At 45.5% G+C, this 24,192-nt stretch carries 21 protein-coding genes and 1 pseudogene; 10 read left to right on the forward strand and 12 right to left on the reverse strand.

Annotated features, from left to right (window positions below; genetic code table 11):
- Positions 1-116 precede the first annotated feature (116 nt).
- The 6 genes from Q8L79_RS17665 to Q8L79_RS17690 all read right to left on the reverse strand — a co-directional run bounded on the left by Q8L79_RS17665 (position 117) and on the right by Q8L79_RS17690 (position 6,358).
- Positions 117-302, reverse strand: a complete 186-nt coding sequence (locus tag Q8L79_RS17665; protein ID WP_305273922.1) for a Flp family type IVb pilin — start codon at positions 300-302, stop codon at positions 117-119.
- 1,108 nt (positions 303-1,410) lie between these two features.
- Entirely contained in the window at positions 1,411-2,325 is a 915-nt protein-coding gene (locus tag Q8L79_RS17670) for a lipopolysaccharide assembly protein LapB (protein WP_305273924.1), read from the reverse strand.
- Between the two features lie 108 nt (positions 2,326-2,433).
- Positions 2,434-3,390: a type II secretion system F family protein gene (locus Q8L79_RS17675; protein WP_305273927.1), complete on the reverse strand. Its 957-nt coding sequence runs from the start codon at positions 3,388-3,390 to the stop codon at positions 2,434-2,436.
- Between the two features lie 10 nt (positions 3,391-3,400).
- Positions 3,401-4,375 (reverse strand): type II secretion system F family protein, encoded by a 975-nt coding sequence (locus Q8L79_RS17680; protein ID WP_305273929.1) that lies wholly within the window; start codon positions 4,373-4,375, stop codon positions 3,401-3,403.
- A 13-nt stretch (positions 4,376-4,388) separates the two neighbouring features.
- Positions 4,389-5,792: a CpaF family protein gene (locus tag Q8L79_RS17685; RefSeq protein WP_305273931.1), complete on the reverse strand. Its 1,404-nt coding sequence runs from the start codon at positions 5,790-5,792 to the stop codon at positions 4,389-4,391.
- Between the two features lie 149 nt (positions 5,793-5,941).
- Positions 5,942-6,358: a hypothetical protein gene (locus Q8L79_RS17690; RefSeq protein ID WP_305273933.1), complete on the reverse strand. Its 417-nt coding sequence runs from the start codon at positions 6,356-6,358 to the stop codon at positions 5,942-5,944.
- Between the two features lie 710 nt (positions 6,359-7,068).
- On the opposite strand from Q8L79_RS17690, the gene Q8L79_RS17695 reads away from it, so the two are divergent.
- Positions 7,069-8,859, forward strand: coding sequence for a DEAD/DEAH box helicase (locus Q8L79_RS17695; RefSeq protein ID WP_305273935.1), 1,791 nt, complete (start codon positions 7,069-7,071; stop codon positions 8,857-8,859).
- 157 nt (positions 8,860-9,016) lie between these two features.
- Here the strand turns inward: Q8L79_RS17695 and dnaQ are convergent, their stop codons facing one another.
- Positions 9,017-9,742: a DNA polymerase III subunit epsilon gene (gene dnaQ / locus Q8L79_RS17700; RefSeq protein ID WP_305273937.1), complete on the reverse strand. Its 726-nt coding sequence runs from the start codon at positions 9,740-9,742 to the stop codon at positions 9,017-9,019.
- A 190-nt stretch (positions 9,743-9,932) separates the two neighbouring features.
- Here dnaQ and Q8L79_RS17705 point away from each other — a divergent pair, with 190 nt between their 5' ends.
- Complete coding sequence (locus Q8L79_RS17705; RefSeq protein ID WP_305273939.1) at positions 9,933-10,313, forward strand: YajD family HNH nuclease; 381 nt, start codon at positions 9,933-9,935, stop codon at positions 10,311-10,313.
- Positions 10,314-10,333: 20 nt separating this feature from the next.
- Here the strand turns inward: Q8L79_RS17705 and Q8L79_RS17710 are convergent, their stop codons facing one another.
- Together Q8L79_RS17710 and icd are read right to left on the reverse strand one after the other, a co-directional pair.
- Positions 10,334-10,780: a PilZ domain-containing protein gene (locus Q8L79_RS17710; protein WP_305273941.1), complete on the reverse strand. Its 447-nt coding sequence runs from the start codon at positions 10,778-10,780 to the stop codon at positions 10,334-10,336.
- A 300-nt stretch (positions 10,781-11,080) separates the two neighbouring features.
- A complete protein-coding gene (icd, locus tag Q8L79_RS17715; RefSeq protein WP_305273943.1) occupies positions 11,081-12,382 on the reverse strand; it encodes an NADP-dependent isocitrate dehydrogenase in 1,302 nt (433 codons plus the stop codon).
- 213 nt (positions 12,383-12,595) lie between these two features.
- Here icd and Q8L79_RS17720 point away from each other — a divergent pair, with 213 nt between their 5' ends.
- From Q8L79_RS17720 to Q8L79_RS17735, 4 genes are all read left to right on the forward strand, one after another.
- Complete coding sequence (locus tag Q8L79_RS17720) at positions 12,596-13,609, forward strand: isocitrate/isopropylmalate dehydrogenase family protein (RefSeq protein ID WP_305273945.1); 1,014 nt, start codon at positions 12,596-12,598, stop codon at positions 13,607-13,609.
- 79 nt (positions 13,610-13,688) lie between these two features.
- Positions 13,689-16,352 (forward strand): bifunctional aconitate hydratase 2/2-methylisocitrate dehydratase, encoded by a 2,664-nt coding sequence (acnB, locus tag Q8L79_RS17725; RefSeq protein WP_305273947.1) that lies wholly within the window; start codon positions 13,689-13,691, stop codon positions 16,350-16,352.
- A 151-nt stretch (positions 16,353-16,503) separates the two neighbouring features.
- Positions 16,504-17,658: a cell division protein ZapE gene (gene zapE, locus Q8L79_RS17730; RefSeq protein WP_305273949.1), complete on the forward strand. Its 1,155-nt coding sequence runs from the start codon at positions 16,504-16,506 to the stop codon at positions 17,656-17,658.
- A gap of 561 nt (positions 17,659-18,219) precedes the next feature.
- Positions 18,220-18,807, forward strand: coding sequence for a DUF2780 domain-containing protein (locus Q8L79_RS17735; RefSeq protein WP_305273951.1), 588 nt, complete (start codon positions 18,220-18,222; stop codon positions 18,805-18,807).
- A 199-nt stretch (positions 18,808-19,006) separates the two neighbouring features.
- Here the strand turns inward: Q8L79_RS17735 and Q8L79_RS17740 are convergent, their stop codons facing one another.
- Entirely contained in the window at positions 19,007-20,482 is a 1,476-nt protein-coding gene (locus tag Q8L79_RS17740; RefSeq protein WP_370870040.1) for a LysM peptidoglycan-binding domain-containing protein, read from the reverse strand.
- Positions 20,483-20,716: 234 nt separating this feature from the next.
- Between Q8L79_RS17740 and Q8L79_RS17745 the strand changes: the two genes are divergently transcribed.
- The 3 genes from Q8L79_RS17745 (at position 20,717) to Q8L79_RS17755 (ending at position 22,606) form a co-directional block, all read left to right on the forward strand.
- Positions 20,717-21,436, forward strand: a complete 720-nt coding sequence (locus Q8L79_RS17745) for a class I SAM-dependent methyltransferase (RefSeq protein ID WP_305273955.1) — start codon at positions 20,717-20,719, stop codon at positions 21,434-21,436.
- A complete protein-coding gene (gene rnhA / locus Q8L79_RS17750) occupies positions 21,429-21,884 on the forward strand; it encodes a ribonuclease HI (protein ID WP_305273957.1) in 456 nt (151 codons plus the stop codon). Before Q8L79_RS17745 ends, rnhA begins: the two co-directional genes overlap by 8 nt.
- A 527-nt stretch (positions 21,885-22,411) precedes the next feature.
- Positions 22,412-22,606, forward strand: a complete 195-nt coding sequence (locus tag Q8L79_RS17755) for a hypothetical protein (RefSeq protein ID WP_305273959.1) — start codon at positions 22,412-22,414, stop codon at positions 22,604-22,606.
- 104 nt (positions 22,607-22,710) lie between these two features.
- Here the strand turns inward: Q8L79_RS17755 and Q8L79_RS17760 are convergent, their stop codons facing one another.
- Positions 22,711-22,968, reverse strand: a complete 258-nt coding sequence (locus Q8L79_RS17760) for a transposase (protein WP_305273961.1) — start codon at positions 22,966-22,968, stop codon at positions 22,711-22,713.
- Positions 22,969-23,047: 79 nt separating this feature from the next.
- On the opposite strand from Q8L79_RS17760, the gene Q8L79_RS17765 reads away from it, so the two are divergent.
- Entirely contained in the window at positions 23,048-23,869 is an 822-nt protein-coding gene (locus Q8L79_RS17765) for a transposase (protein ID WP_305273963.1), read from the forward strand.
- On the opposite strand, the pseudogene Q8L79_RS17770 reads toward Q8L79_RS17765, so the two are convergent.
- A pseudogene (locus tag Q8L79_RS17770) lies at positions 23,859-24,089 on the reverse strand (transposase domain-containing protein); the annotation flags it as partial. The gene Q8L79_RS17765 and the pseudogene Q8L79_RS17770 overlap by 11 nt on opposite strands.
- Positions 24,090-24,192: the final 103 nt, after the last annotated feature.

A 24,192-nucleotide genomic window follows, 5' to 3' on the forward strand; every position in this document is an offset into this window, starting at 1 on the left:
CTATTCATAGCTTGTTATAGGATATTAAAAAACCGAATACTTATGATAAAAGCGGCCTTCTCCACAGCCTGGAGACCAAGGGGAGAAGACCGGTTTCTATCTTTCTAACAGATTAATTAGCCAGCAGTGCTCATTGAAGTATTTATTTTGGCTATAGCTGCATTAAGACCACCTTGTAAGGTAGTCCAAAAAACAACAGTTATAATGGCAGCCAAAGTGGCAGCAATCATTACCCATTCAACGGTTTCTGCGCCTTTTTCATCAGCAAAAAAAACTTTTACCAGGTTTGTTATTTTCTTCATGGTTTATTCCTCAATATGAAATTAAAAAAGTATTATTTACACTGTTTTGAATCATAAATTACATTATCAAAGATCCGTCTATCAAAAATACCCCCTTCTCACAACTACCGGCCAGTATAGGTTGACAAACGATTAATATATTACCGTGCGTTATTTCGATACAGGCATGCAGCATGTTCTTTCAATTATCAATAAACTTTACCGACACAGAATTTGATATCATTAAATATTTAACTCTTTGACACAATACAACTATTATCCATATCACTATTGCCAGCCTTAAATGGCTTGAGTCATCTATAAAATAACTTAAGTATATTTTAAGCATAAAATGAGTTAAAAAATATTGGTAATAATACCTACAACTCAAGCCAATGTTTTTCACAAAAATAAAGTTAATTATCAAATATCCGTTTATAAAAAACTCCAGCTTTTACGACTGCCGGCCTATATCAGTCGCTAACGGTTAATACATTACCGTAAATTTATTTAAATACAGATAGATAGGTAACCTGCCGCTTTAATGATTAATAAAATTTACCGACACGGGCTTAATATTAATAGCTTTTTTATATTTAACTCTTTGAAACACTGAAATCACTATTGCAGTCTTAAATAGTTTGAATCATCTATAAAATAACTTGAGGATATTTTAAGTATAAAATGAGTTTAAATATATTAGTACGAGTACCTACAACCTAGGTCAGTGGTATTCAAATTATTTCCTTATTAGCAGGATGTTTCGGCCAGCGCTAAAAAGTATGTCATTCAATATGAATGCCGGGACCGACCCGTCAGAGCGCAAAGAGAGTCCAAGTACCAGGACGTGAAGTTATGGACTGGCATTGCCTATATGGATATAAGGAGCGGAGACTTAGAAATTAACGCCATGGATGGCGTTAATACAAAATCTGCATGAGCAGATATTTGCTCGCATTCACCACATCCATGTGGATTTATGTAGTAAGGACCGTGAGTAGCGGAAGCTTCCCCACGTCCCTGTGGGTTATGCAGAAGGTATGACCCCAAAGGGTGGGAAGGTAGAATCGCGTCTGGAACAGCTATCGAGAGCTCGTAGATTGAAAATCAGAAAAATAATTTATCTGACTTACTGCTGTTCCAGTATTTCCAGCCGCTTTAAATTGTCATTGGCTTTTTTATAAAACCGGGGCGATATATTGATAGCTTCTTGCAAATAATTGTTCGCCTCGGAGTAATCACCATTCATCATCGCAATATAGCCGGTATTATTATTGGCTTCGGCCGCTGAAGACACTTTGGCAAAGGCAATATGGGCCTGTTCATAGTGGCTTAAGCGCGCCTGTAGCAATGCGTAGTTATAGATCGCCTTTTTAAAACCGGGATTAATTTGCAGGGCTTTAACATAATAGGGCGCTGCCTCGACCAGTTTGTCAGCTGAATAGAGCGCAAAGCCGATGTTATTTAGCAATTCTGGCGAATTAGGCGAAATGGCGTCAGCTTTTTTGAAAAAACTTTCGGCTTTCAGATAGTCGCCTTGTAAATTAGCAATAATTCCCAAGCCGTTATAAGCAGGCCAACTTTGCTGTTTGGCGACAACCTGACCGAGATGTTTCTCTGCATCAGGGTATTTTTTTAGCTTGATCAACAGTAATCCGTATTGTTCGGTTACCTTTAAATCCCCCGACTGCTGCTGTAATATCAAGTTGAGAGTGACTTCTGCCAAGTCGTATTTTTTTAGCTCGGTATATAAGTCAGCCATTTTTTGCAAAACCCTGACATTATTCGGCTCCAGATCGTAGGCTTTTATATAATAAAGTTGAGCCAGATCCATATTGCCGTTCTGCGCCGCTTTTTCCGCTTTTAACACGGCGTCTTCCACCGAATTGACATCAAGCCCGGCACTTTGCAAAATCTCTTCGGTTTCCTGTTCGTTGCCACTACGCTCTGCTTCTTTAATGTTGCCGGGATTGCAGGCAGTCAGCAGCGATTGACTTAAAATAATCAAAAAAATGAGATGGGTTAGTTTTTTTATTTTATTCATTATATTCATCCGGTTAGGAAATCACTCTCTGCACTCATAACAAAAATCAGGGGATTTCGACAGCTAAGGTTCATCATTTATTACTGTTACGAGCGGTAAAAAAAATCGTTATCCGGGAGTTATATGTCTAAGAACCAATACGGCAGGCAACATAACAACCATTAAAAATGCCGGTAATAAACAAACGGTCAACGGAAAAATCAGCTTTGTACTAATTTTAGCCGCCACTTCTTCGGCAGCTTGCGTTCTTTTATCCCTGAGATCTTCCGAATAAACATTGAGCGTCTCGACAATGCTTGTACCAAAGCGCATGCTTTGTGACAGCGCTGCTACCAGACCTCTGATGTCTTCTACTCCAGTCCTTTCAACCAGTCTTTGCAAGGCCTTATGCCGATCAATGCCAGCGCGGGTTTCAGCAATAACAATTTCCAGCTCGGCAGCCAATACCGGTTGACTGATGCCGCTTTCGATAACCACTTTTTGTATCGCCGCATCCAGGCTCAAGCCAGCCTCGGAACAAACCACTAACAAATCAAGCATATCGGGAAAAGCTCTGCGAAGCATTTTTTGCCGGTTGGTAATGAGTTTATCCAACATAAAACTAGGCCCCATATAACCTAGTGCTATCGCTCCCAATGCGGATTGAAATATTGTTTCACTCTTCATACCGGGAACTAGCGCCATGGCCATCAGCACTAACAAAGGCAACAAAATCATTAACAACATGCGTATCGCGTAATAATGCAACAAGCTATTCTTATTATGAAATCCGCCATAATGAAGGCGTGTCGTTGTTCTTTGTAATAACGGCAGGCTGGTCGGAACAAACACGTTATTATGTTTACGGAGCTTTTCCGATAGGGCATTGGGTTCAAGCATGAAAACCGCGTCGGTATTTACCTCCCGCTTAAAACGGGAACGCACCGGGTCAAAAAAATCGTCGAATAGTGACATCAGCGCCAACGCTAAAACAAAGATCGCCCCTGACACCAACAAAACAGTACCCCATTGGCCTACTTGTTGATTTGCCATCAGCCCTGTCAATAATTGCATCAAAAAGTCCATTCACTTCACCTCATGCATCAATGGTAATAATGCGCCGTATCCAAAAGGCTGCGCTCAACTCCAGGCCCATAAAAATATAGACATACGTCATTCTATCGGGTGACTCATAAACCGGCTTAAAGTAATCAGGATTCATCAAACTCATCAATCCAAACAAAGCCAGCGGCAGCAACAGCAACACCCAAGCCGACAGCATGCCTTCCGCCGACAATGTTTTTATGCGTCGCTGCAATTTAAATCGCCCTCTTAGTACATTGCTGATTTTCAATAGCACCTCGGCAAGATTACCGCCGGTTTCCCTTTGGATTATTATTGCTGTCGCCATCGCTATTAAACTGAGACTGGGAACCCGCTCTATCATCAATGCAAATGCCACTTCAATATTGCGCCCGTAATTGATTTCTTCATAAGTCATGCCAAATTCCTGACTGATGGGTTCGTTCATTTCTGTGGAAATTATTTTCATGCATTCGGTGAACGGATACCCCGTCCGCAAGGCTCTGGCCATCATTTGCAAGGCTTCGGGCAATTGCTCTTCAAATTTGTCCAGGCGCTTGGCTCGCTGTTTGTTTAGCCACACTACCGGTAAAACCGCCGCAACCATAAACGCCGCCAAGGTGAATATCAGATGATGAAAGTACAGCCAGACTAAAAACGCTATGCCGCCGGATAAAAGCAATACAGACAATGCAAACCGGTAAGCTATTTGTTGTTTTCCCGCCTGCTCCAGCAATGTTTTTAACCTCGCCATACCGGGCAAACGCTCAAGTCTCCGTTCTACGAGTCCTAACCGGTTAAGGTATTTTTCTTTGATAATCGACGCTTCAGAATCGCCATGCGCCAGAATAATGCCTTCCAAACGTTGTTTCAGCTTAAGGCTGTCTGCCCGACTCGTTCCCAAGGTCGGTAATACGAGAATTTGTGATGCAAAAAAAACCGTTAAAAAGACTAATCCAACAAATAACATTGCCATGTCGCTGATCATATTACCCTCCTGCTTAATTGAGATTATTGGTAAAAATGGCCAGATCTGCGTTGGCGCCTCTTTGTTTCAAGTTAGTCATACATTTTGGAATGATTCCTGTCGAACAATATTGCCCCACTACAACGCCTTTTTCATCGACACCGCGCCTATGATATTTAAAGATTTCAGACAAGGTAATCACGTCGCCTTCCATGCCATCGACCTCCTGGATGCTAATGACTCGCCTGCTGCCGTCTTCGAGCCGACCCAGTTGAATAATGATGTTAATTGCCGATACGATTTGCGCTCTGATCGCCTTAGCCGGCATCTCCAATCCTGCCATAGATACCATGTTTTCAAGACGCGCCAAGGCATCTCTCGGAGTATTGGCATGGACGGTTGTCAAGGAACCGTCATGACCGGTATTCATCGCCTGTAGCATGTCGAATGCCTCCCCGCTCCTGACTTCGCCGATAACGATGCGATCCGGCCGCATTCTAAGGCTGTTGCGCACCAAGTCACGTAATGTTATCTCGCCCTTGCCTTCGACATTGGCCGGTCTGGTTTCCAGGCGCAACACATGGGGTAACTGCAACTGTAGCTCTGCGGAATCTTCCAGGGTGATGATTCTTTCATTACTGGGGATAAAATTTGAAATGGCATTCAGCATCGTTGTTTTGCCTGAACCTGTGCCGCCGGAAATCAGGATATTCAATTTAGACTTTGCCGCGCCTTTAAGAAATTCAGCCATATAGCCGGTTAAGGCATCCCTTTTTACCAAGTCATCAAGCCCCATTTTATCGACCGCAAACCGTCTTATCGACAGCGAAGGCCCGTCAATCGATAGCGGCGGAATAATAGCGTTTACCCTGGAGCCATCCTGCAACCGGGCATCGACCATCGGCGACGACTCATCAATCCTGCGGCCAATCCTCGACACAATCCGGTCAATCACTTTCATCAGGTGATTGTCATCATTAAACCTGACCGGCGTTAACTCCAGCTTGCCGTATCGTTCGACATACACTTTTTTGTGACCGTTAACCAGAATGTCGGAAATGGTCGGGTCGTACAGTAAAGCTTCCAAAGGTCCAAGTCCCAATACGTCATCTTCAACTTCCTTAATTATTTGATGTCGGGTCTGCGTATTTAACGGGATAGATTCGTCGTCGATCAATTTTTGCGCCACCGCCCGAATCTGTTTCCTGGCCTCCTTTTCTTCTATGCCGCTGATTAGCGACAAATCAAGAATATCAAGTAGCCGGGAATGGATACTCTCTTTAAATTCCAACTCTACCGAGGAGAGTATTTTGAGTAACAATGGCGCAAAAGGTTGTTCCGTTTTTTCATTTGGCGTGTCTGATTTAGTTGCTTTATCATCCGCATCCATTGCAACTTTGGGCAGACTAAAACATTGCATTCTTGTTTTTAATCCCATGGGTAGACTCCCGTCAATTGTCTAGCATTAACTGTAAGTGCAGTTCATCTTATTATTTAAGGGTAACCTGCATTAATATTGGAAAAATGTTAATAAAAGTCAGTAATCAATTACTCTGAATTTATTGAAGCAATATGTTTGTGGGTTATTTATTTTTCTTCATCGGATCGTGAATCATAATTAAAGCGGCCGCTAGGTCGGACAAATGTGTAGTTACCCGGTCTGACAATAAGAAAATCCGCTGCTTTTTGTATTGCGTCATGAGGATATAAAGCCGTCATCAAGCCGGTAAAAGGGCTTGTGGCGATAAAAAGGCCCGTACCGACAACAGTTGTAACAAATCCCCCCAGACGTAACGGTATATCCAATACCGTATCAAGACCTTGCGTCTCGACCATGGTAATTTGCTTTCTTTCCGCTCCGGCTCCGCTTTCTGAAAAACCGTTAAATGTTTGGTTTTGCTCGACAGGAGAGGCGCCGGCAGCAGAAATGAATACCGTCTGCCCGATAACACTCAGCAGTATCGTTAACCCTATTGTGGGGGAATATTTCGTTTTATTTTTCATCGTATAGTGCTCCTCTTGTTTGTTCGACATTCTATGAACCTAAATTAGGGTGTAACATTAAACATAAGCAGCCGGAGCCTGGGCGGGAAGTATTAAAAGATCATACTTACAGCGGCGGGGCGGGCGGATGTGTCAGCATAAGACGCACTCTTATCCTTCCAAAAGGCATTTGATAGTTAAAATCTTTTCACCTTAAAAAGGGCTCAATAAGTGCTCAATAATTGCTTAATAATATAGCCTCTGTTTCTATTAAATATCTATTAGTACAAATACTAGGGATTGCTGCTTATTTTCGATGAAATTCAATTAATTCATATACTTAAATAAATTATAAATAAAATTTATACTCAGCAGTAACATACTTAAGTGCTCTGCTTGGGCTATAGCTGTCACTTTTACGTCTTTAATCCGATCATTAGCACTAATTTAAGTGATTGCCGATAATGAACTTATTCCACGGAATAGATTATGCCGGGCAGTTGCGGATGATTGAACGGATGCCGCATGACTGTATGAAGCCGTTGCCGGCAACTGTAGGGATTCAAGAGCTAGAGCAATGCAGGGAGCAATTGCCAAGGAACGAGAGCTTTGAATAACGCTTTGTCCGGTTAAATTTTCTGCAATTTGTAATAGAGTCCGGTATAATATCCTGATAAACAAACACATTTCCCCGCGCTTACGCGCATTCTATATCTACAACAGGTAAATCCATGTCCAATGATGTTTCTACATTACCCTCTTTCCGTGATTTAGCTCTGATTGAACCGGTGCTAAGAGCGCTGAATGATGTCGGTTATGAAACACCCTCACCCATACAAGCACAAACCATCCCGCTCCTACTGAAAGGCAAAGACGTTCTGGGGCAAGCACAAACAGGAACCGGCAAAACCGCCGCTTTCGCATTACCCATTTTGTCGCGTATCGACCTCAAACAAAAAGACCCGCAAGTTCTGGTTCTGGCGCCAACTCGCGAACTGGCCATTCAGGTGGCAGAAGCGTTTCAACGTTATGCCGCGCACTTAAAAGGTTTCCACGTTCTGCCTATCTACGGCGGACAAGACTACACTACCCAGTTACGCCAGCTAAAACGCGGCGCTCATGTGGTTGTCGGCACACCGGGCCGGGTTATGGATCACATGCGTAAAGGCACTCTAAACCTGAAAGGACTGGGCTTTTTGGTTCTTGATGAAGCCGACGAAATGCTGCGCATGGGCTTTATTGATGACGTGGAATGGATTCTGGATCAAATTCCTGAACAAAGACAAATAGCCTTATTTTCCGCGACCATGCCTTCGGTTATCCGCAAAATCGCTCAGCAATATCTTAATGAGCCTGAACACATCACCATCAAAGTAACTACCGCATCCGCTGAAAATATACGCCAACGCTATTGGCTGGTCAGCGGCGTACATAAACTGGACGCGCTAACCCGTATTCTGGAAGCGGAGACGTTTGACGGCATGATTATCTTTGTCAGAACTAAAACCGCAACAGTTGAGCTGGCAGAAAAACTGGAAGCGCGCGGTTATTCCGCCGCCGCTATTAACGGCGACATGTCTCAAGCGTTACGCGAGCGCTCCATTAATAACCTGAAAAACGGCAAACTGGATATTTTGATTGCGACTGACGTTGCTGCACGCGGACTGGATGTAGACCGTATCACCCACGTGGTTAACTACGACATTCCTTACGATACCGAATCTTATGTTCACCGTATCGGCAGAACCGGCCGCGCAGGACGTACTGGCGATGCCATTTTGTTTATTGCTCCCAGAGAAAGAAATCTGTTGGCTAATATTGAAAAAGCGACCAAGCAAAAAGTTGAAGAAATGGGCTTGCCTTCAACCGAGGTCATTAACAATAAACGTATCGCACGCTTTAAACAGAATATTACCGACACTTTGGCCGCAGAGGAACTGAGCTTTTTCAGCCAACTGATAGAACAATACCAACAAGAGCACAATGTAACTGCATTGGAAATAGCCTCCGCACTGGCAAAACTGGTTCAGGGCGAAACGCCGTTGTTACTGCAAAATCTGCCTAAAAGATCTAAAGATAGCCGCGACGACAGACCATCCAGGGATGATAGATCGGCAAAACCCGACAGACCGCAAAAAGACCGCAAGCCAAAACGTGCTTTCGGCGGCGGAGCGGATGTTGAAATGGAAACGTACCGGATTGAAGTCGGCCATAACCACGGCGTAAAACCCGGCAACATCGTTGGCGCCATAGCCAATGAAACCGGCATTGACGGCGACCATATCGCCCGCATCAGAATCCAGGACGACTACAGCACTGTTGAATTACCGGCAGGCATACCGAAAGAATTGTTTGAGGAATTGAAAAAAGTCAGGGTAGCCGGCCAGCAACTTAACATATCCAAAATGGATGAAAATGCTAAAAAAGCGGCGAAAGACGACGATAGCACTAAAAAAGTGGATAAAAGCAAAAAAAGAGTAGGTTCGCCATCCAGACGGGCAAAGCCAAAAGCGGCTGAATAACCTGCAACTCCGGGAGTGGACGACCTACCCAGTCGGCGCCCGCTCCCAAACTGCGTAATTCATTTCAGGATGAGTCCAAAGCAAGCTTTGGACTCATCCCCTTCGTGGCGGATCGTACCGCCAGTCAGTCGCAGTTTATTGATCAATCCGCTTACATTTACTGATTCCAAAGACAAGCGCCGCCGGCTTTTTCAATAGCTTCCAGACGTTGTTGATGCGCATTTAATTCTTCTTCCGTACAGCGTATGATTTTTAATGCGGGACGGTCCGCAGACAAATGTTTAATCTCCCTATTCACAGTTACTCCTTCCGACCTTCCCTGCCCATCATCCAGCAACGAAGATTGTCCGCCAGTCATCAATAAAAATACATCGGCCAGAATTTCAGCATCCAGCAATGCGCCATGCAGATCCCTGTGGCTGTTATCGATCCCGTAACGTTTACACAGCGCATCCAAGCTATTACGTTGTCCGGGATGTTTTTTTCTGGCATAGGTCAGCGTGTCGAATACTTTACTGTAATCGGTGACCGTTCCCGTCTGACTATTCAACCGTGAAAATTCATAATTGATAAAGCCGACATCAAACGGCGCATTATGAATAACTAACTCGGCATCCTGAATAAAGGCAATAAAATCCTTAACGACATCCGCAAAACAAGGTTTATCCTCTAAAAACTGATTGGTGATACCATGAACCTCAATAGCGCCGTCATCAATTATCCGCTCGGGATTAATATAGGTATGAAACCGCTTGCCGGTTAAGCGGCGATTAACCAATTCGACACAGCCAATCTCGATAATTCTGTGCCCTTCCTGCGGATTTAATCCGGTCGTTTCGGTATCGAGAACTACCAATCGATTTGTAAATGTTCGTTTATCCACACGTCACCTTAGACTTTTGTTAACCTCTTTTAAGTATAAATTTTTTAAGACGACATTACTTATTAATTTTTCAAAGCTAATCGATCGCCTTCGCACCAACAAAAGTCGATCCTATCCTTTAGTGTTTTTCTGTTAGAATTTAATCATACCGTTTAGCGTGACCTTTCCGCACATTACAGAAGATATTTACATGACTATCAAAAAAAACCAGCCAGATAGAAATAAACTGGATCAAATCGTGACCGATGCACGGCGCAATCAGGAACTCAGGGAACAGTCTTATCGCGGTCAGGCTCTTAAGTTATATCCGTGGGTATGCGGTCGATGCGCCCGCGAATTCGACCATAAAAACCTGACCGAATTGACAGTGCATCATAAAAACCATAACCACGACGACAATCCGTCCGACGGCAGTAATTGGGAGTTATTGTGTCTTTATTGCCATGATAATGAACATTCAAGATACGAAGAAACCCGCTTTGACGGCTCAAAATCGGGCAAAACCACTGCACCTGTCGCCACTCACAACCCATTCGCAGACCTGAAATCGCTATTGGGCAGTAAGAAGTAAAACGGACTAAGCCCCGGAAATTATTTAAGACGCGTTTGCCTTTGATAAAAGCCCCGTCGCTGGACTTCAAAGCCGTTTTTACAGCCGGATTCGATAAGATAATCCCTGAACTGGGGATAATGCTGTTCAAAGTGGATGCCGTATTTAAAAGGCAACGGGATAGGTAACGCCGACTCCCCAAGAAACAATTCTACAAACTCATCATCCCCGGAATTGCCTGGTTTATTAAACGAGTGCACAACCTGTCCATTGAGAAAAAAACTGTCGCCCTTTATAAAACAAAGCGTTATTTTAAGGCGATGGTTTCTTTTTAACGCCTGACTACTACAAATGGCGATACCTTGTTTACTAATGTTAAGAATTTTTACCGGCTGTTCCCGGTTAAAGAAAACGGGTGTTTTGTTTAAAACGGCATTAATGTCGTTTCTTTCGTAACGCACTTGTTTTCGCGCCGTTTTTTCCGCCATAACGTCTACTCCAGATGCATTTGATTTACCCCAACTCCCTTATCTAACCAAAATGAAGCATCTTCATAGAAGTCGCTGATGGCTTTAAAAGCTATATTGAAAAGGGCTTATCCATTGAGAGCAAGTTGATGGAAAATCAACTTGTTCTCAATAATAAGGTCAAAGCCAACTGTCATCTATTCGTATCATTACCTAAAAATCATCACTCGTTGTGAACTACACGGGTGATCAACTTAAGAATAACTCAATCATTTTGCACAATGGGCGACTAGCCGGTAGCCCATTGCGCTCTCTTGGGCGCTACTTCAAATTCTCAATCAATACATCAGCAAACTCGCTACATTTGACTTCTGTCGCCCCTTCCATCTGTCGGGCAAAATCATACGTCACCCGTTTACCGGCAATAGCGGCATCCATCGCATTAATGACCGCATCGGCGGCTTCTGTCCAACCCATATAGCGCAGCATCATTTCGCCGGACAGGATCAATGAACCGGGATTGACTTTATCCAGATCAGCGTATTTGGGCGCCGTGCCATGCGTAGCCTCAAAAACAGCGGTGCCGGTTTGATAATTGATATTGCCGCCGGGAGCAATGCCGATGCCGCCGACTTGCGCGGCCAAGGCATCGGATAAATAGTCGCCGTTCAAATTCAATGTCGCGATCACATCAAAGTCTTCAGGCCGGGTCAAAACCTGCTGCAAGGTAATGTCGGCGATAGAGTCTTTAATTAAAATACGCCCTTTTGCCAACGCTTCGGCCTGAACCTTGTTTGCCGCCTCTACGCCGAACTCGGCGCGGGTTTTTTCCCAATGTCCCCAGGTATAGACATGCTCGGGATATTCGCGCTCCGCCAGGTTATAGGCCCATTTACGAAATGCCCCTTCGGTAAATTTCATAATATTACCCTTATGCACAATCGTCAGGGATTTTCTCTTATTGACGATGGCATACTCGATAGCTGAACGGATCAGACGCTCTGTGCCTTCCTGCGACACCGGTTTTATGCCGATGCCCGCAGTTTCCGGAAAACGGATTTTTGCGTATTGCTTGGGGAAATTCTCTTTTAACAGGGTTAGAAAAATCTTTACATCGTCGCTGCCTTGTTCAAACTCGATACCGGCGTAAATATCCTCGGTATTTTCCCGGAAAATCACCATATCGACGGCTCCGGGATTTTTTACCGGCGAGGGTACGCCCTGAAACCATCTGACCGGCCGCAAACACACATACATATCCAACAGTTGGCGCAAAGCCACGTTTAAAGAGCTGATGCCGCCGCCTACCGGTGTAGTTAACGGGCCTTTTATGGACACCAGATAATTCTTGCAGGCATCGACGGTTTCATCGGGAAGCCAGGTATCGAACAAGCGGTGGGCTTTTTCTCCTGCATATACTTCCATCCAGTGAATTTTCTTTTGTCCTGAATAGGCGCTTGCTACAGCCGCATCCAAAACACGAACGGTGGCGCGCCAAATATCCGGCCCGGTACCGTCGCCTTCAATAAATGGAATAATCGGATTATCCGGCACGACCAGCTTGCCGTTTTGCATCGTGATGGCACTGCCGTTTGCGGGTGGGTTGAGTGTGAGACTAGCCATAACAACTCCTTCAAATAATATTGAGCAATGTTGCGCAAGGTAGCGACGTCGGACCGTACCAACAGTAGGCGCATTAGGCGACGTCTCTATGGACTTAAAGCATCATAACAAAAGGTTGGCGATTTGTACCATTTAACCACTGCAACTGGATAAAGACAGGCCTAAAGCACTATAATTCACAAGATGATCTATTTTTTAAACTTGGAGAAATGAATGCACGCAGTTACGTTGATAAAAGGTGATGGCATTGGCCCATCGATAATGGATGAAGCAGTTAAAGTTATTGACGCGTCCGGCGTAAAAATTCAGTGGGAAGAAGCATTTGCCGGTTTGGCTGCTTTTGAACAATTCGGCACGCCGCTGCCGGATGAAACCATGGCATCGATAGACAAAACCCGCCTGGCATTTAAAGGTCCGTTAACCACAGTTGTCGGCGGCAACGGTTTCAGAAGCATTAACGTGGCATTGCGGCAGAAATATGAGCTGTACGCCAACGTCCGTCCCGCCAAAAGCTGGGCCGGCATAAAAACCCGTTATGACGATGTTGATATTGTTATCGTCAGGGAAAATACTGAAGGACTCTATGCAGGACTTGAGCATTATCTAACCCCTAAAAAAGACATCGCAGAAAGTCTGGCCGTAGTCACCCGAACCGGTTCGCAACGCGTGATCGACTATGCTTTTAAATACGCACAGGACAACAATCGCAAAAAAGTAACCGTTTGCCATAAAGCCAATATCTTAAAATTCACCCAAGGACTGTTTCTGGATGTCGCCAGAGAAACAGCCGCGCGTTATCCCGACATTCAGTTTGACGAAAAAATCATTGATGCAGCCTGCATGCACATGGTGATGGATCCATCGCAGTTTGACGTCATTGTCTGCACCAACATGTTCGGCGACATATTGTCCGATTTGACCGCAGGTCTGGTGGGCGGACTGGGTTTGATTCCCGGCGCAAATATCGGTAACGATGCGGCATTGTTTGAAGCCGTGCACGGCAGCGCGCCGGACATCACCGGAAAAAATCTGGCTAATCCTACTGCGGTAATCATGGCTGGCGTGATGATGCTGGATCATCTCGGCGAATACGAAGCGGCCGCTAAAATAAAAGCAGCGGTTGAAAAAGTGGTTAATGAAGGCACATTTGTTACACCGGATCTTAATCCGCAATCGAAATGCGGAACGATTGAAATGGGTAATGCGATTGTTGAGGCGATGAAATAAAGTAAATTAATCGTTCCCACGCTCCGGCGTGGGAACGATTAAAGAACAACAGTTTTAAACCATCTTCCAGGAATTCCCCATGCTAGAACAATACCGTATACATGCAGCAGAACGTGCCGCCGAAGGCATCGTCCCTAAGCCGCTTGATGCCGAACAGGTCGCCGCTTTGGTTGAGCTGATTAAACAACCGCCCGCAGGTGACGACTGCATGGATGCAGGAGGTACGACTCCACGGATGGAGGAGGTAGAGCAATGCATGGAGCAATTGCCGAGAGCAACGCATGGAGCAGTTGCCGAACAAGAATTCATACTCGATCTGTTTGCTAACCGTATTCCCGCCGGTGTTGACGAAGCGGCTTATGTCAAAGCAGGATTCCTGGCGGCCATCGCAAAGGGCGAGGACAGCTCGCCGATTCTGGATGCTGCACGCGCTACCGAATTACTGGGCACTATGCTGGGCGGTTATAACATTGCGCCGTTAATCGAGTTGCTGGATAACGAAGCATTGGCTCCGATTGCCGCCAAAGCGCTTTCCCATACTTTGCTGATATTCGATGCTTTCCACGATGTGCAGGAGAAAGCCGATGCAGGCAACCCATTCGCCAAACAGGTGCTTAATTCCTGGGCGGAAGCGGAATGGTATACCAGCAAGCCCAAAATGCCTGAAAAACTCACGGTTACCGTATTTAAGGTAACCGGCGAAACCAATACCGACGATTTGTCACCGGCACCCGATGCCTGGTCGAGGCCGGATATTCCGTTACACGCCAAGGCTATGCTGAAAATACCGCGTGAAGGCATTACCAACGCCGAACAACAAATTGCCGAACTCAAGCAAAAAGGTTTTCCGGTCGCTTATGTAGGCGATGTAGTCGGCACAGGGTCTTCGCGCAAATCGGCGACCAATTCGGTATTATGGTTCATGGGCAATGATATTCCGTACATTCCCAACAAGCGCGAAGGCGGCGTTTGCATCGGCAGTAAAATCGCGCCGATATTCTTTAACACGATGGAAGATTCAGGCGCCCTACCCTTTGAATGCGATGTGACCCAAATGGCGATGGGAGATGTAATCGACATTTATCCGTATGCAGGCGAGGTTAAGCGTCACGACAACGGCGAACTGATCTGCAAATTCGAACTGAAAACCGAGGTAATTCTGGACGAAGTGCGCGCCGGCGGCCGTATTCCGTTAATTATCGGCAGGGGGTTGACTGACCGTGCTCGTAAGGCACTGGGACTTTCGGCATCCACGGTTTTTTGCCGTCCGGTTAATGCCAAAGACAGCGGCAAGGGCTTTACGCTGGCGCAAAAAATGGTCGGTCAGGCCTGTGGCGTTGCGGGTGTTCGTCCCAATACTTATTGCGAACCGCACATGACTACCGTGGGTTCTCAAGACACTACCGGTCCTATGACTCGCGACGAATTGAAAGACTTGGCTTGCCTGGGTTTTTCAGCCGATCTGGTGTTGCAATCGTTCTGCCATACCGCCGCGTATCCGAAGCCGATTGACGTCACCATGCAGCATACGCTACCGGATTTTATTATGAATCGCGGCGGCGTATCGCTCCGTCCCGGCGACGGCATTATCCATTCCTGGTTAAACCGGATGTTATTGCCGGATACGGTCGGCACCGGCGGCGACTCGCATACCCGCTTCCCTATCGGTATTTCATTTCCCGCCGGTTCAGGATTAGTTGCGTTTGCCGCCGCAACCGGCGTGATGCCGCTGGATATGCCGGAATCGGTTTTGGTCCGGTTTAAAGGCGAGATGCAGCCCGGTATTACCTTACGCGATCTGGTCAATGCGATTCCTTATGTAGCGATACAGCGCGGTTTGCTGACTGTTGAAAAACAGGGCAAGAAGAATGTATTCTCAGGCCGCATTCTGGAAATCGAAGGCTTACCGGATTTAAAAGTCGAACAGGCTTTTGAATTGTCTGATGCATCCGCTGAACGTTCTGCCGGTGGCTGCACGGTGCGCTTGAATGAAGCGCCGATTCGCGAGTATTTGAATTCAAACATCACCCTGCTGCAATGGATGATTGCCGAAGGTTACGGCGATGTGCGCACCATAGAGCGTCGCATCAAGAGCATGGAAGAATGGCTGGCTAATCCGGTATTGCTTACACCTGACGCCGATGCGGAATACTTTGAAATCATCGAAATCGATATGAGTGAAATCAAGGAACCGTTATTAGCCTGCCCCAACGATCCTGATGATGTGAAAACCTTGTCCGCTGTGGCTGGAACTAAAATCGACGAAGTGTTTTTGGGTTCCTGCATGACCAATATCGGCCACTTCCGCGCCGCCGGAAAATTGCTGGAAAAACAACAAGGCGAATTGCCGACCCGTTTGTGGGTTGCCCCGCCCACCAAAATGGATCAAACCCAATTAACCGAGGAAGGGTATTACAGCACCTTCGGCAAAGCCGGAGCGCGCACTGAAATGCCGGGCTGTTCATTATGCATGGGTAATCAGGCGCGGGTGGCTGAAAACGCTACCGTAGTTTCCACCTCGACGCGCAACTTCCCCAATCGTTTGGGCAATGGCGCAAATGTGTATCTGTCATCGGCCGAACTGGCGGCTGTGTGTTCGATTATGGGCAAGATTCCGAGTTTTGACGAATACATGCATTATGCGAATCAGATTAATGAAACAACCGAAGACACCTATCGTTATTTGAACTTTGATCAGATGGATAGTTATCGGCAAAAGACTGGTGAAGTCTTACAAAGTTAAGTTTCTGGGTTATTAAATTCAAACTCTGAGCTATCGCACAATTTGTATCAACGTCATCCCGGCAGGGAATACCGGGATGACGAGTTACATTGTTACCTTGACTTTCTCCTCGCCTCGCTAGAGAAGATCTATCCCGCCTGCAAAAGCAACTATGCTAAAAAAGCCTTCCCGACAAACAATCTCAAACTTATCCCAAGTCGAAACCGGCTTGCTCGAAAAGCAATACAACGACTTAGTCGCCCAAGGCCACATCCAACACGAACCAGCGCAAATCACAGCCCTACATTACCTGCAAACCCTACTCGACAACTTGCTGACAAATGTCGAGTACAACCAAAAATCTCCTCTGCATAAACTATTCCTACCCAAACCGGCCAATTTCCAAAGCCTGTATATATTCGGCAACGTAGGCCGAGGCAAGTCCATGTTAATGGATTTGTTTTTTGATGCCTGCCCTATCAGTCAAAAACGCCGGGTGCATTTCCATGCATTCATGCTCGAAGTCCACGCGTTCATCCACCAATGGCGCAGGCAGAACAACACCGATGCGATTTCCGCATTGGCAAAACATATCAGGGAATCGGAACTGTTGCTTTGCTTTGACGAGTTTCATGTTTCCGATATAGCCGACGCAATGATTCTAATGCGACTGTTCACCAGACTGTTCGACTTGGGTATTGTTGTCGTAATTACTTCCAACTGCCATCCCAATGCGCTCTATCATGACGGTTTGCAACGGGAACTATTCCTGCCCTTTGTCCGACTCCTGCAACAAAAAGCCGACGTCATAGATCTGGTTGCAAAACAGGATTACCGGCTCAGTCATTTACACGCGTTAAAGACAACTTATTATTATCCGCTGGATGAACAGGCTGCAAAATTCATACGACAAAGCTATAACGAATTAACTAATTTTGCCCCGCTGAAACCGGGCATACTGGAGGTATTAGGCAGAAAGGTGATGCTGTCTGCGGTACACGGCAATGTCGCCCTCACCTCCTTTGACGAACTCTGCATGCAAGCCTTAGGTCCTGCCGACTATCTGGAAATCGGTAACCGGTTCGACATAGTGGTACTGGCTGGCATTCCCAAACTGACCATAGAAAAATGCAACGAAGCCAAGCGCTTTGTAACGCTGATAGATGCGCTATACGAACATAAAGTGAAACTGATTTGTACGGCCGAAGTACCGGCTCAGGAACTTTACACCGACGGCGAAGGCTCGTTTGAATTTGAACGGACGGTCTCGAGATTGATTGATATGCAATCGGAGAGTTATTTGCATATTGAGCATGCCAGTCGCTGATAACGAGGTTTATTTTGATGCGTTTAATTCCGGCATATAAAGTTCTTAAAATGCCTGTTTCATTATTCGGTGATGTTACGCTGTCTTCTGATTCTCCTTATAAAACTGGTACCGGGCTCCATCCAATATTTGACGGAGTAATCATAGGGCCTCGGCAGGAACAAAACCTCGCTGTCGATATAGCAAGAATGGTTTTTTGCTATACAAGGAATCCACCGTTTTCCACCGTCACCTGCCAATGTAATTCCGGCATCGTTAGCGCAACCTTCCCGTATTCCTTACCGCATGTGGAAAAGCTGCAAGGTGGGTTCGCCTTTAGGCAATCCGCCATGAACGGAACCTTGAATCCGCCCCCTGCCCGGACTTTTCCAAGCAGGGATTTTTTATGTCCGATCTTTTCTGATATTGTGCGTTGTTGACGGTTTGCTGCCGCGAAGCCCTATACCCTACGGCAATGCGAGGCGCATCATTCGAAAACTACCGGCTTAATCTCAATATAAGTTTTATCCCGTACTATATCGGGTTTTTAAACACTGCTTTAACTCAATGAGAGGAAAATATATGCAGCAAAAGACAATTCTAACGCTATGTGCATCGCTGGCCTTTTCTATGGCGTTGGTCAACAATGCCGATGCCGCAAATTGGAAGGATGTGCTTAATGCTGTCAATAGCAACGTTAATGGTCAGGCGAATAACGCAGGCCAAGCATTGCAGCAAGGCCAACAAGCTACTAATGCAGCCCAAACGGTGCAACCCGGCAGTCTGGCCGAGTTATTGGTGCAGCGGACAGGCGTGACAGGAGCTCAGGCTCAAGGGGGTGCAGGCGCTTTGTTTCAGATTGCTAAAACCAAGATGTCGACGGATTCATTTACCCAGCTGGAACAGTCGGTTCCGGGTATGCAGGGAATGCTGGGGGCTGCTGCGCCTACCCTATCGCAGCAGGGTGGTTTGGCGGGGCAATTGTCTTCTATAGCAGGCGCTTCGGGTGGAACGGCAGGGAATTTGATTTCTGTAGTTTCCGCTTTTCAGCAGCAGGGCATGTCGCCTGCGATGGTACAGCGATTTATTCCGGTAGTAATCGATTATGTCAAAGCCCATGGTAATGACGCTTTGGTAAATACTTTAAGCGCTGCATTAATCGGGCGTTGATTTAGAATATCTTCTTTATTTATCAGTACCCTATAGGTATAGGTATCGAACGAAAATTGTATCATCGTCATCCCGGCAGAGATTAACTTCGTGCTCTAACCGACGCTGGAATGACGCGCGGTTAATATATCTATGTCTTGATACAAATTAAGAGCTTTCCAAAAAGCACAATCCAAACCGTGTACGGTAAAGCCATCCATCAAGTATTAAGAATCACTTTCAGTTTTTTACCTGGAGTAAGCGAATTGCTTATTATCGGTGGATTCCATTTGCGCAGGTCTGCGATTGAGACATTAAATTTACGCGAAATTTGTGCCAGTGAATCGCCTTGCTTAACGGTATAACTAATCGAACGAATCCCGGCAGATGAAGCTACAGCCTGTTGATTGGCAGCTTTAATAGTTAGTTTTTGACCTGAAACCAATGCGGATTTTGAAGTGATTTTATTCCAGCCCGCGATATCATTAACGCTAACTGAAAACTTCTGCGCGATATTCCAGAATGTGTCCCCTCGCTTTACGACATAAATCTGGGCACTTCCGGATTTATTGCTAACTGTTTTGGAGGTGGGCTGGGTATCAGTTGATTTTTGCGGAGGCGGCATTTTTAAAAACATACCGGAGTGGATAGCATTACTCGCCAAATGATTGGCCTGACGGATTGATTTGACTGTTGTATTATTTCGGTCAGCAATTGATGCAAGACTTTCCCCTGCTTTAACTTTGTGCTGATTTTGGATAGTCTGAGTTTGGTCATGCCGAATTTGCGCCATTGTCTCATCATGGTAACGCTTCATATCGACCCGTTCATCATAGGGCAGCTGAGCCAGGTTTTGTTTAAATGATTGTGCGTTGGCAACAGGAATCAATAAGTGATGCGGCCCTTGCGGCGCAGTGCTTGAATGGTTAAAGCCGGGATTTAATTTTAAAAACTCATTAAGCGGTGTATTAGCCAGCTCGGCAGCTTTGTTTAAATCCAGCTGAGATTTGACGTCAACAAGTTCACAATAAGGTTTATTCGGGATGCGTTGTAAATCAATATTGTATTTGTCGGCATTGGCAAATATTTTGGCAATAGCCAGCAACCGTGGCACATAGTCTGCTGTTTCCTTGGGAAGATCTAATGACCAGTAATCGGTTGCCAAACTGAGGTTTTCATTCTTTTCAATAGCTTTTCTTACATTGCCTTTGCCATAATTATAGGAGGCCAACGCAAGATACCAATCGCCATCAAAAGTCTCGCCCAAGTGTTTGAGAAAAGAGGTTGCCGCTTTGGTTGAGGCATAAACATCGCGGCGACCGTCGTACCATGCGTTTTGTTGAAGACCGTACAGACGACCGGTAGCCGGAATAAATTGCCAGAGTCCTGACGCATCGCTTTTTGAGTATGCTTCCGGCAGAAAGGCACTCTCAACAATAGGTAACAAAGCCAATTCGCCGGGAATATTTTTAGCTTCAATTTCGTTGAGTATTAGATGTAAATAAGGTTCTGCACGTTGCTGAACTCTGGCAAGATAGGCGGGGTGTCGTAAGTACCAGTTTATCTCGCGTTGAATCCGTTCATTTTCAATTTCGGGTAATGAATATAGCGATATTAATCGCTCCCAAACTGTATTCTTGTATTTTGATGATACATCGTATTTTTGTTTGCCGAACGGATGGAGAGCGTGTCTCATATAGCTGTTATCCATTTCAGCGCTGGCAGGCGGCCTATCGTTAAAAGAGTCTTTTGAAGTGGTAGAGCAGCCTGTTGCGATTAAAGAGATCAACACTAATAAAAATTTAACTGATCTGTTAAAGTTAACGCTCATCATCTAAGCCTTTTAAGAATGAAGTTTATTATTAAGATGTTATCATTATAGCTTGTTTTTATTGAAAATCATCAAAGTCAGATAGTGTAGAATTCGGACATGAAACGTAATTTCTTATTTGCATGGTATCAAACCCCTAGAGGCAAGCTGCTACAACAGCTTGAAGCCGACTATTTACAACGGTCTATTACTGTCAGTTGTCAGCAAACTATCTTGCAAATTGGTGGATTAGACTGGGAAAGTGAGTTTATCGACTGCACTTTATACAAGAATTTCACAGTACTCGATGCCAAAAACCTGGGCTGCGACAAGGCACGAAAAATTCAGGCTAAATCATACAGACTGCCCTTGCAAAGTAACTGTATTGATATGATTATAGTGCCCCACTTACTGGAGTTTGATGCCTTTCGATTTCAAACTATGCGAGAAATAGAACGTGTTTTGAAGCCGGAGGGAATATTGGTCGTACTGAATTTTAATCCTTGGAGTCTATGGGTTAGATACCAGTATTTGTGGGATAAAAAAATGGCCGATTCATGGGGAGGACACTTTATTTCCCGTTCAAGAATTTTAGATTGGCTAAAGTTATTAAATTTTGAAGTAATCGTATCGTCGGAGTTTAATCTGGATACGGTAAAATCGACTCATGAGAAATCTATAACCCGAGGGCACTCGCTCACATCGACCGCCTATGCGATTAAAGCTATCAAACGCCGTTATAACCTGATTCCATTAACGCCGGTACGAGCGTTAAATCCCCGTCTAATTCTGACAAACCCACTTAACACACCAACTACACAGCTAAATAAACATGACTGATTCTGTCATTATTTACACCGATGGCGCCTGCCGTGGCAACCCTGGACCGGGCGGCTGGGGCGCAATACTCTGTTATAAGGGAACCGTTAAGGAAATCTACGGCGGCGACCCGGACACCACCAATAACCGCATGGAACTGATGGCTGCGATCCAGGCGCTGGAAATTCTGACCAAGCCCTGTTCGGTACAGATCAATACCGATTCGAAATATGTCATGCAAGGTATAACCGAATGGATTAGCAACTGGAAAAAACGCGGCTGGAAAACCGCCTCCAGGACACCGGTTAAAAATGAAGACCTGTGGCGTAGGCTGGATGCCGCCATTCAAGGGCACAATATCGAGTGGTTTTGGGTAAAAGGCCATTCAGGCCATAAAGATAACGACCGGGCGGATGAACTGGCTAACCTTGGTATTGATTCATTAAGGAATGAACACGAAATATCTTGAGTATTTGAGGACGAATTCGACTTTGGGCACAAGTTTTTAGGACAATTTACTCAACTCAGCCTTATCGGGTGTTCGTTTTAGACCACTAGACAGTACAATCACTTGGGTTATGGCCATCACGAGCTTATTGTGAAAATATTTTTTACAACAATTCCGGAATGGCTAGGTTTGTCTTTCTGCTAATTTCAGCATTCAAATTCAACAATCAAGCACCTACAATCTTTTCCACAATTCCTGTGCATAACTCTGTGCATAAACTATAAATAACATCGTTCAGACTCGATAAAACCTGCTTGTTTGTTAAATTGTAGTATTTTTATACAAAAATACTATTGTATTTTATAATCAATAAGTTATATTTATAAAGCTTCAATGCACAGAGTCTGCCTCAAGCTGGAATTCAGCATTTATTACAACAAAATCAATCTGTGCATAAACACCATTTAATAAGTCTATGAACTGTGTAACTTTAATCAGTTCAATTCTTTATCGCTTTAACCCCATCCTAACGAATAAGGTTAGATTATGTGAGCGATAGCGAACCACAATCTGAACCGGTTGTTGGACAAGCTCGGTGGAAGTCGGAAGACTGGTTTTATTATAAAAAATATCTTTTCGGATTTTTTGGGTTGCGGCGAGGATTTTATAACCGTAATAGTCAAGAACAAGCCGAACGCGTTGCTTTGGTAACGCCTTTAGTGGGTGGTGATGATTTAAGGTGAATAACAGCCTTTTTTAAGCCAAGCACGGCCCTCGGCTTAAAAATGCCGATTTTGAGCCCTCTCGGAATGACGAATGCGGTTACATAACCGATTGCGCCTCCACTTCAGTTAGCCGGATGGCGCAAACCGCCCGAATGCCAACGGGGGGGGATTCGCGGTTGCTCAATTCGTATTGCACCGCCACCGCAGCAAGGGCGCTTGATCGGGGGACGTTTTACCACCCCTATCGGGGTCTTAACCGGGTTCAGCTTGAACAGCATATAAAGCAATTCCAACACCCGCTTGCTGTTGGAATGCAAAAAACCGAAGTTACGGGTGCGCCGGAAGCCTTTTGGCAGCACATGCTGCAAAATCAGCCACAAGAACTTAGAAGCTGTTTAAAAACCTAAGCGACGGTTATAAGCTGGAACATTTTTGGCCTAGGAGGGCTGGCGGTTGTACTTGACGAATTTAACCGACGAGCAATGGCAGTTATTATGTCCAGTACTTGAAACTGCACGTACCCCAAAAAAAGGGGGCAGACCGCGAAGCTATCCATTTCGCGAAATCGTTAACGGCATTCTCACTATCACCAAGACAGGCTGCCAATGGCGGATGCTACCGACGCTGCGAGACAGGAGTCGAGTAGTCCCCAGAAGCGATAGTGCATGTGTTTTCACGAAGCGTTTTTTGCGTAGTGAAAATGCAGGCTTTCCCGACATCGCGTCGAGTCATTGCGAGAATGATGTTGGATACCCCTTGCTGGGTATCCAACGAATGAAGCAGGACGGCTGGGGCCGCCGCAGGCATAAGCGGTCGCGTAGCTTTTGCCGCTTGTTGGGCAGGGATGCCCATAAAAGCTTTCGCAAAAATAGCGACTCCCCGGCGTATTTTGCACCTTGGAGTTCAGTTTACGGATACTTTAGAACATGGAAACTCTCTGGAGTATGGGATGAGGCATTAACGCTCTTTCGTGAAACCTACCGGATCCAATTCGGGAAAAACGCGCGGCCGACGGCGGCCATTATTGATGCACAATCGGTAAAAACCACGGGACCAGGCAAGCAACGCGGTTTTGACGCAGGTAAAAAGATTAAAGGGAGAAAACGCCATATCGCGGTCGATACGATGGGGAATCTGCTTGCGGTGCGTGTTCATTCAGCGGGTATACAAGATCGGCGCGGCGCTCGGTTGCTCATGATCCGGCTGTACGCGATGTTTTCTGCCTTGAGTGTAATTTGGGCTGATGGCGGTTATAGGTATGCGTCAGTCGCTACCAGGTAGATTTTTCAGGAGCGTTCTGTTTAATCGTATCAATCCATTCTGGCGTCAAGGGTAGCAACTCATCAATACGTCGATTAGGCCAAGTAGGCAGTTTTTCGAGCGTATCCCTTAACCAATCGGTTGGATTAATGCCATTGAGTTTAGCCGTACCCAGCAAGGTCTGTATCGCAGCCGCCCGTTTACCGGCACGCTCGGAACCGGCAAATAGCCAGTTCTTTTTGTTATGCAAAGCTTTGCATAACAAAAATTATGCTCAGTCCGTTATTATGCTGAGTAAGTATCGTAAACCGACAGCGCGCCTGGCTTTCCACGCTGGCGACTTT

Source organism: Methylobacter sp., from assembly GCF_030680395.1.
Lineage (GTDB): Bacteria > Pseudomonadota > Gammaproteobacteria > Methylococcales > Methylomonadaceae > Methylobacter_A.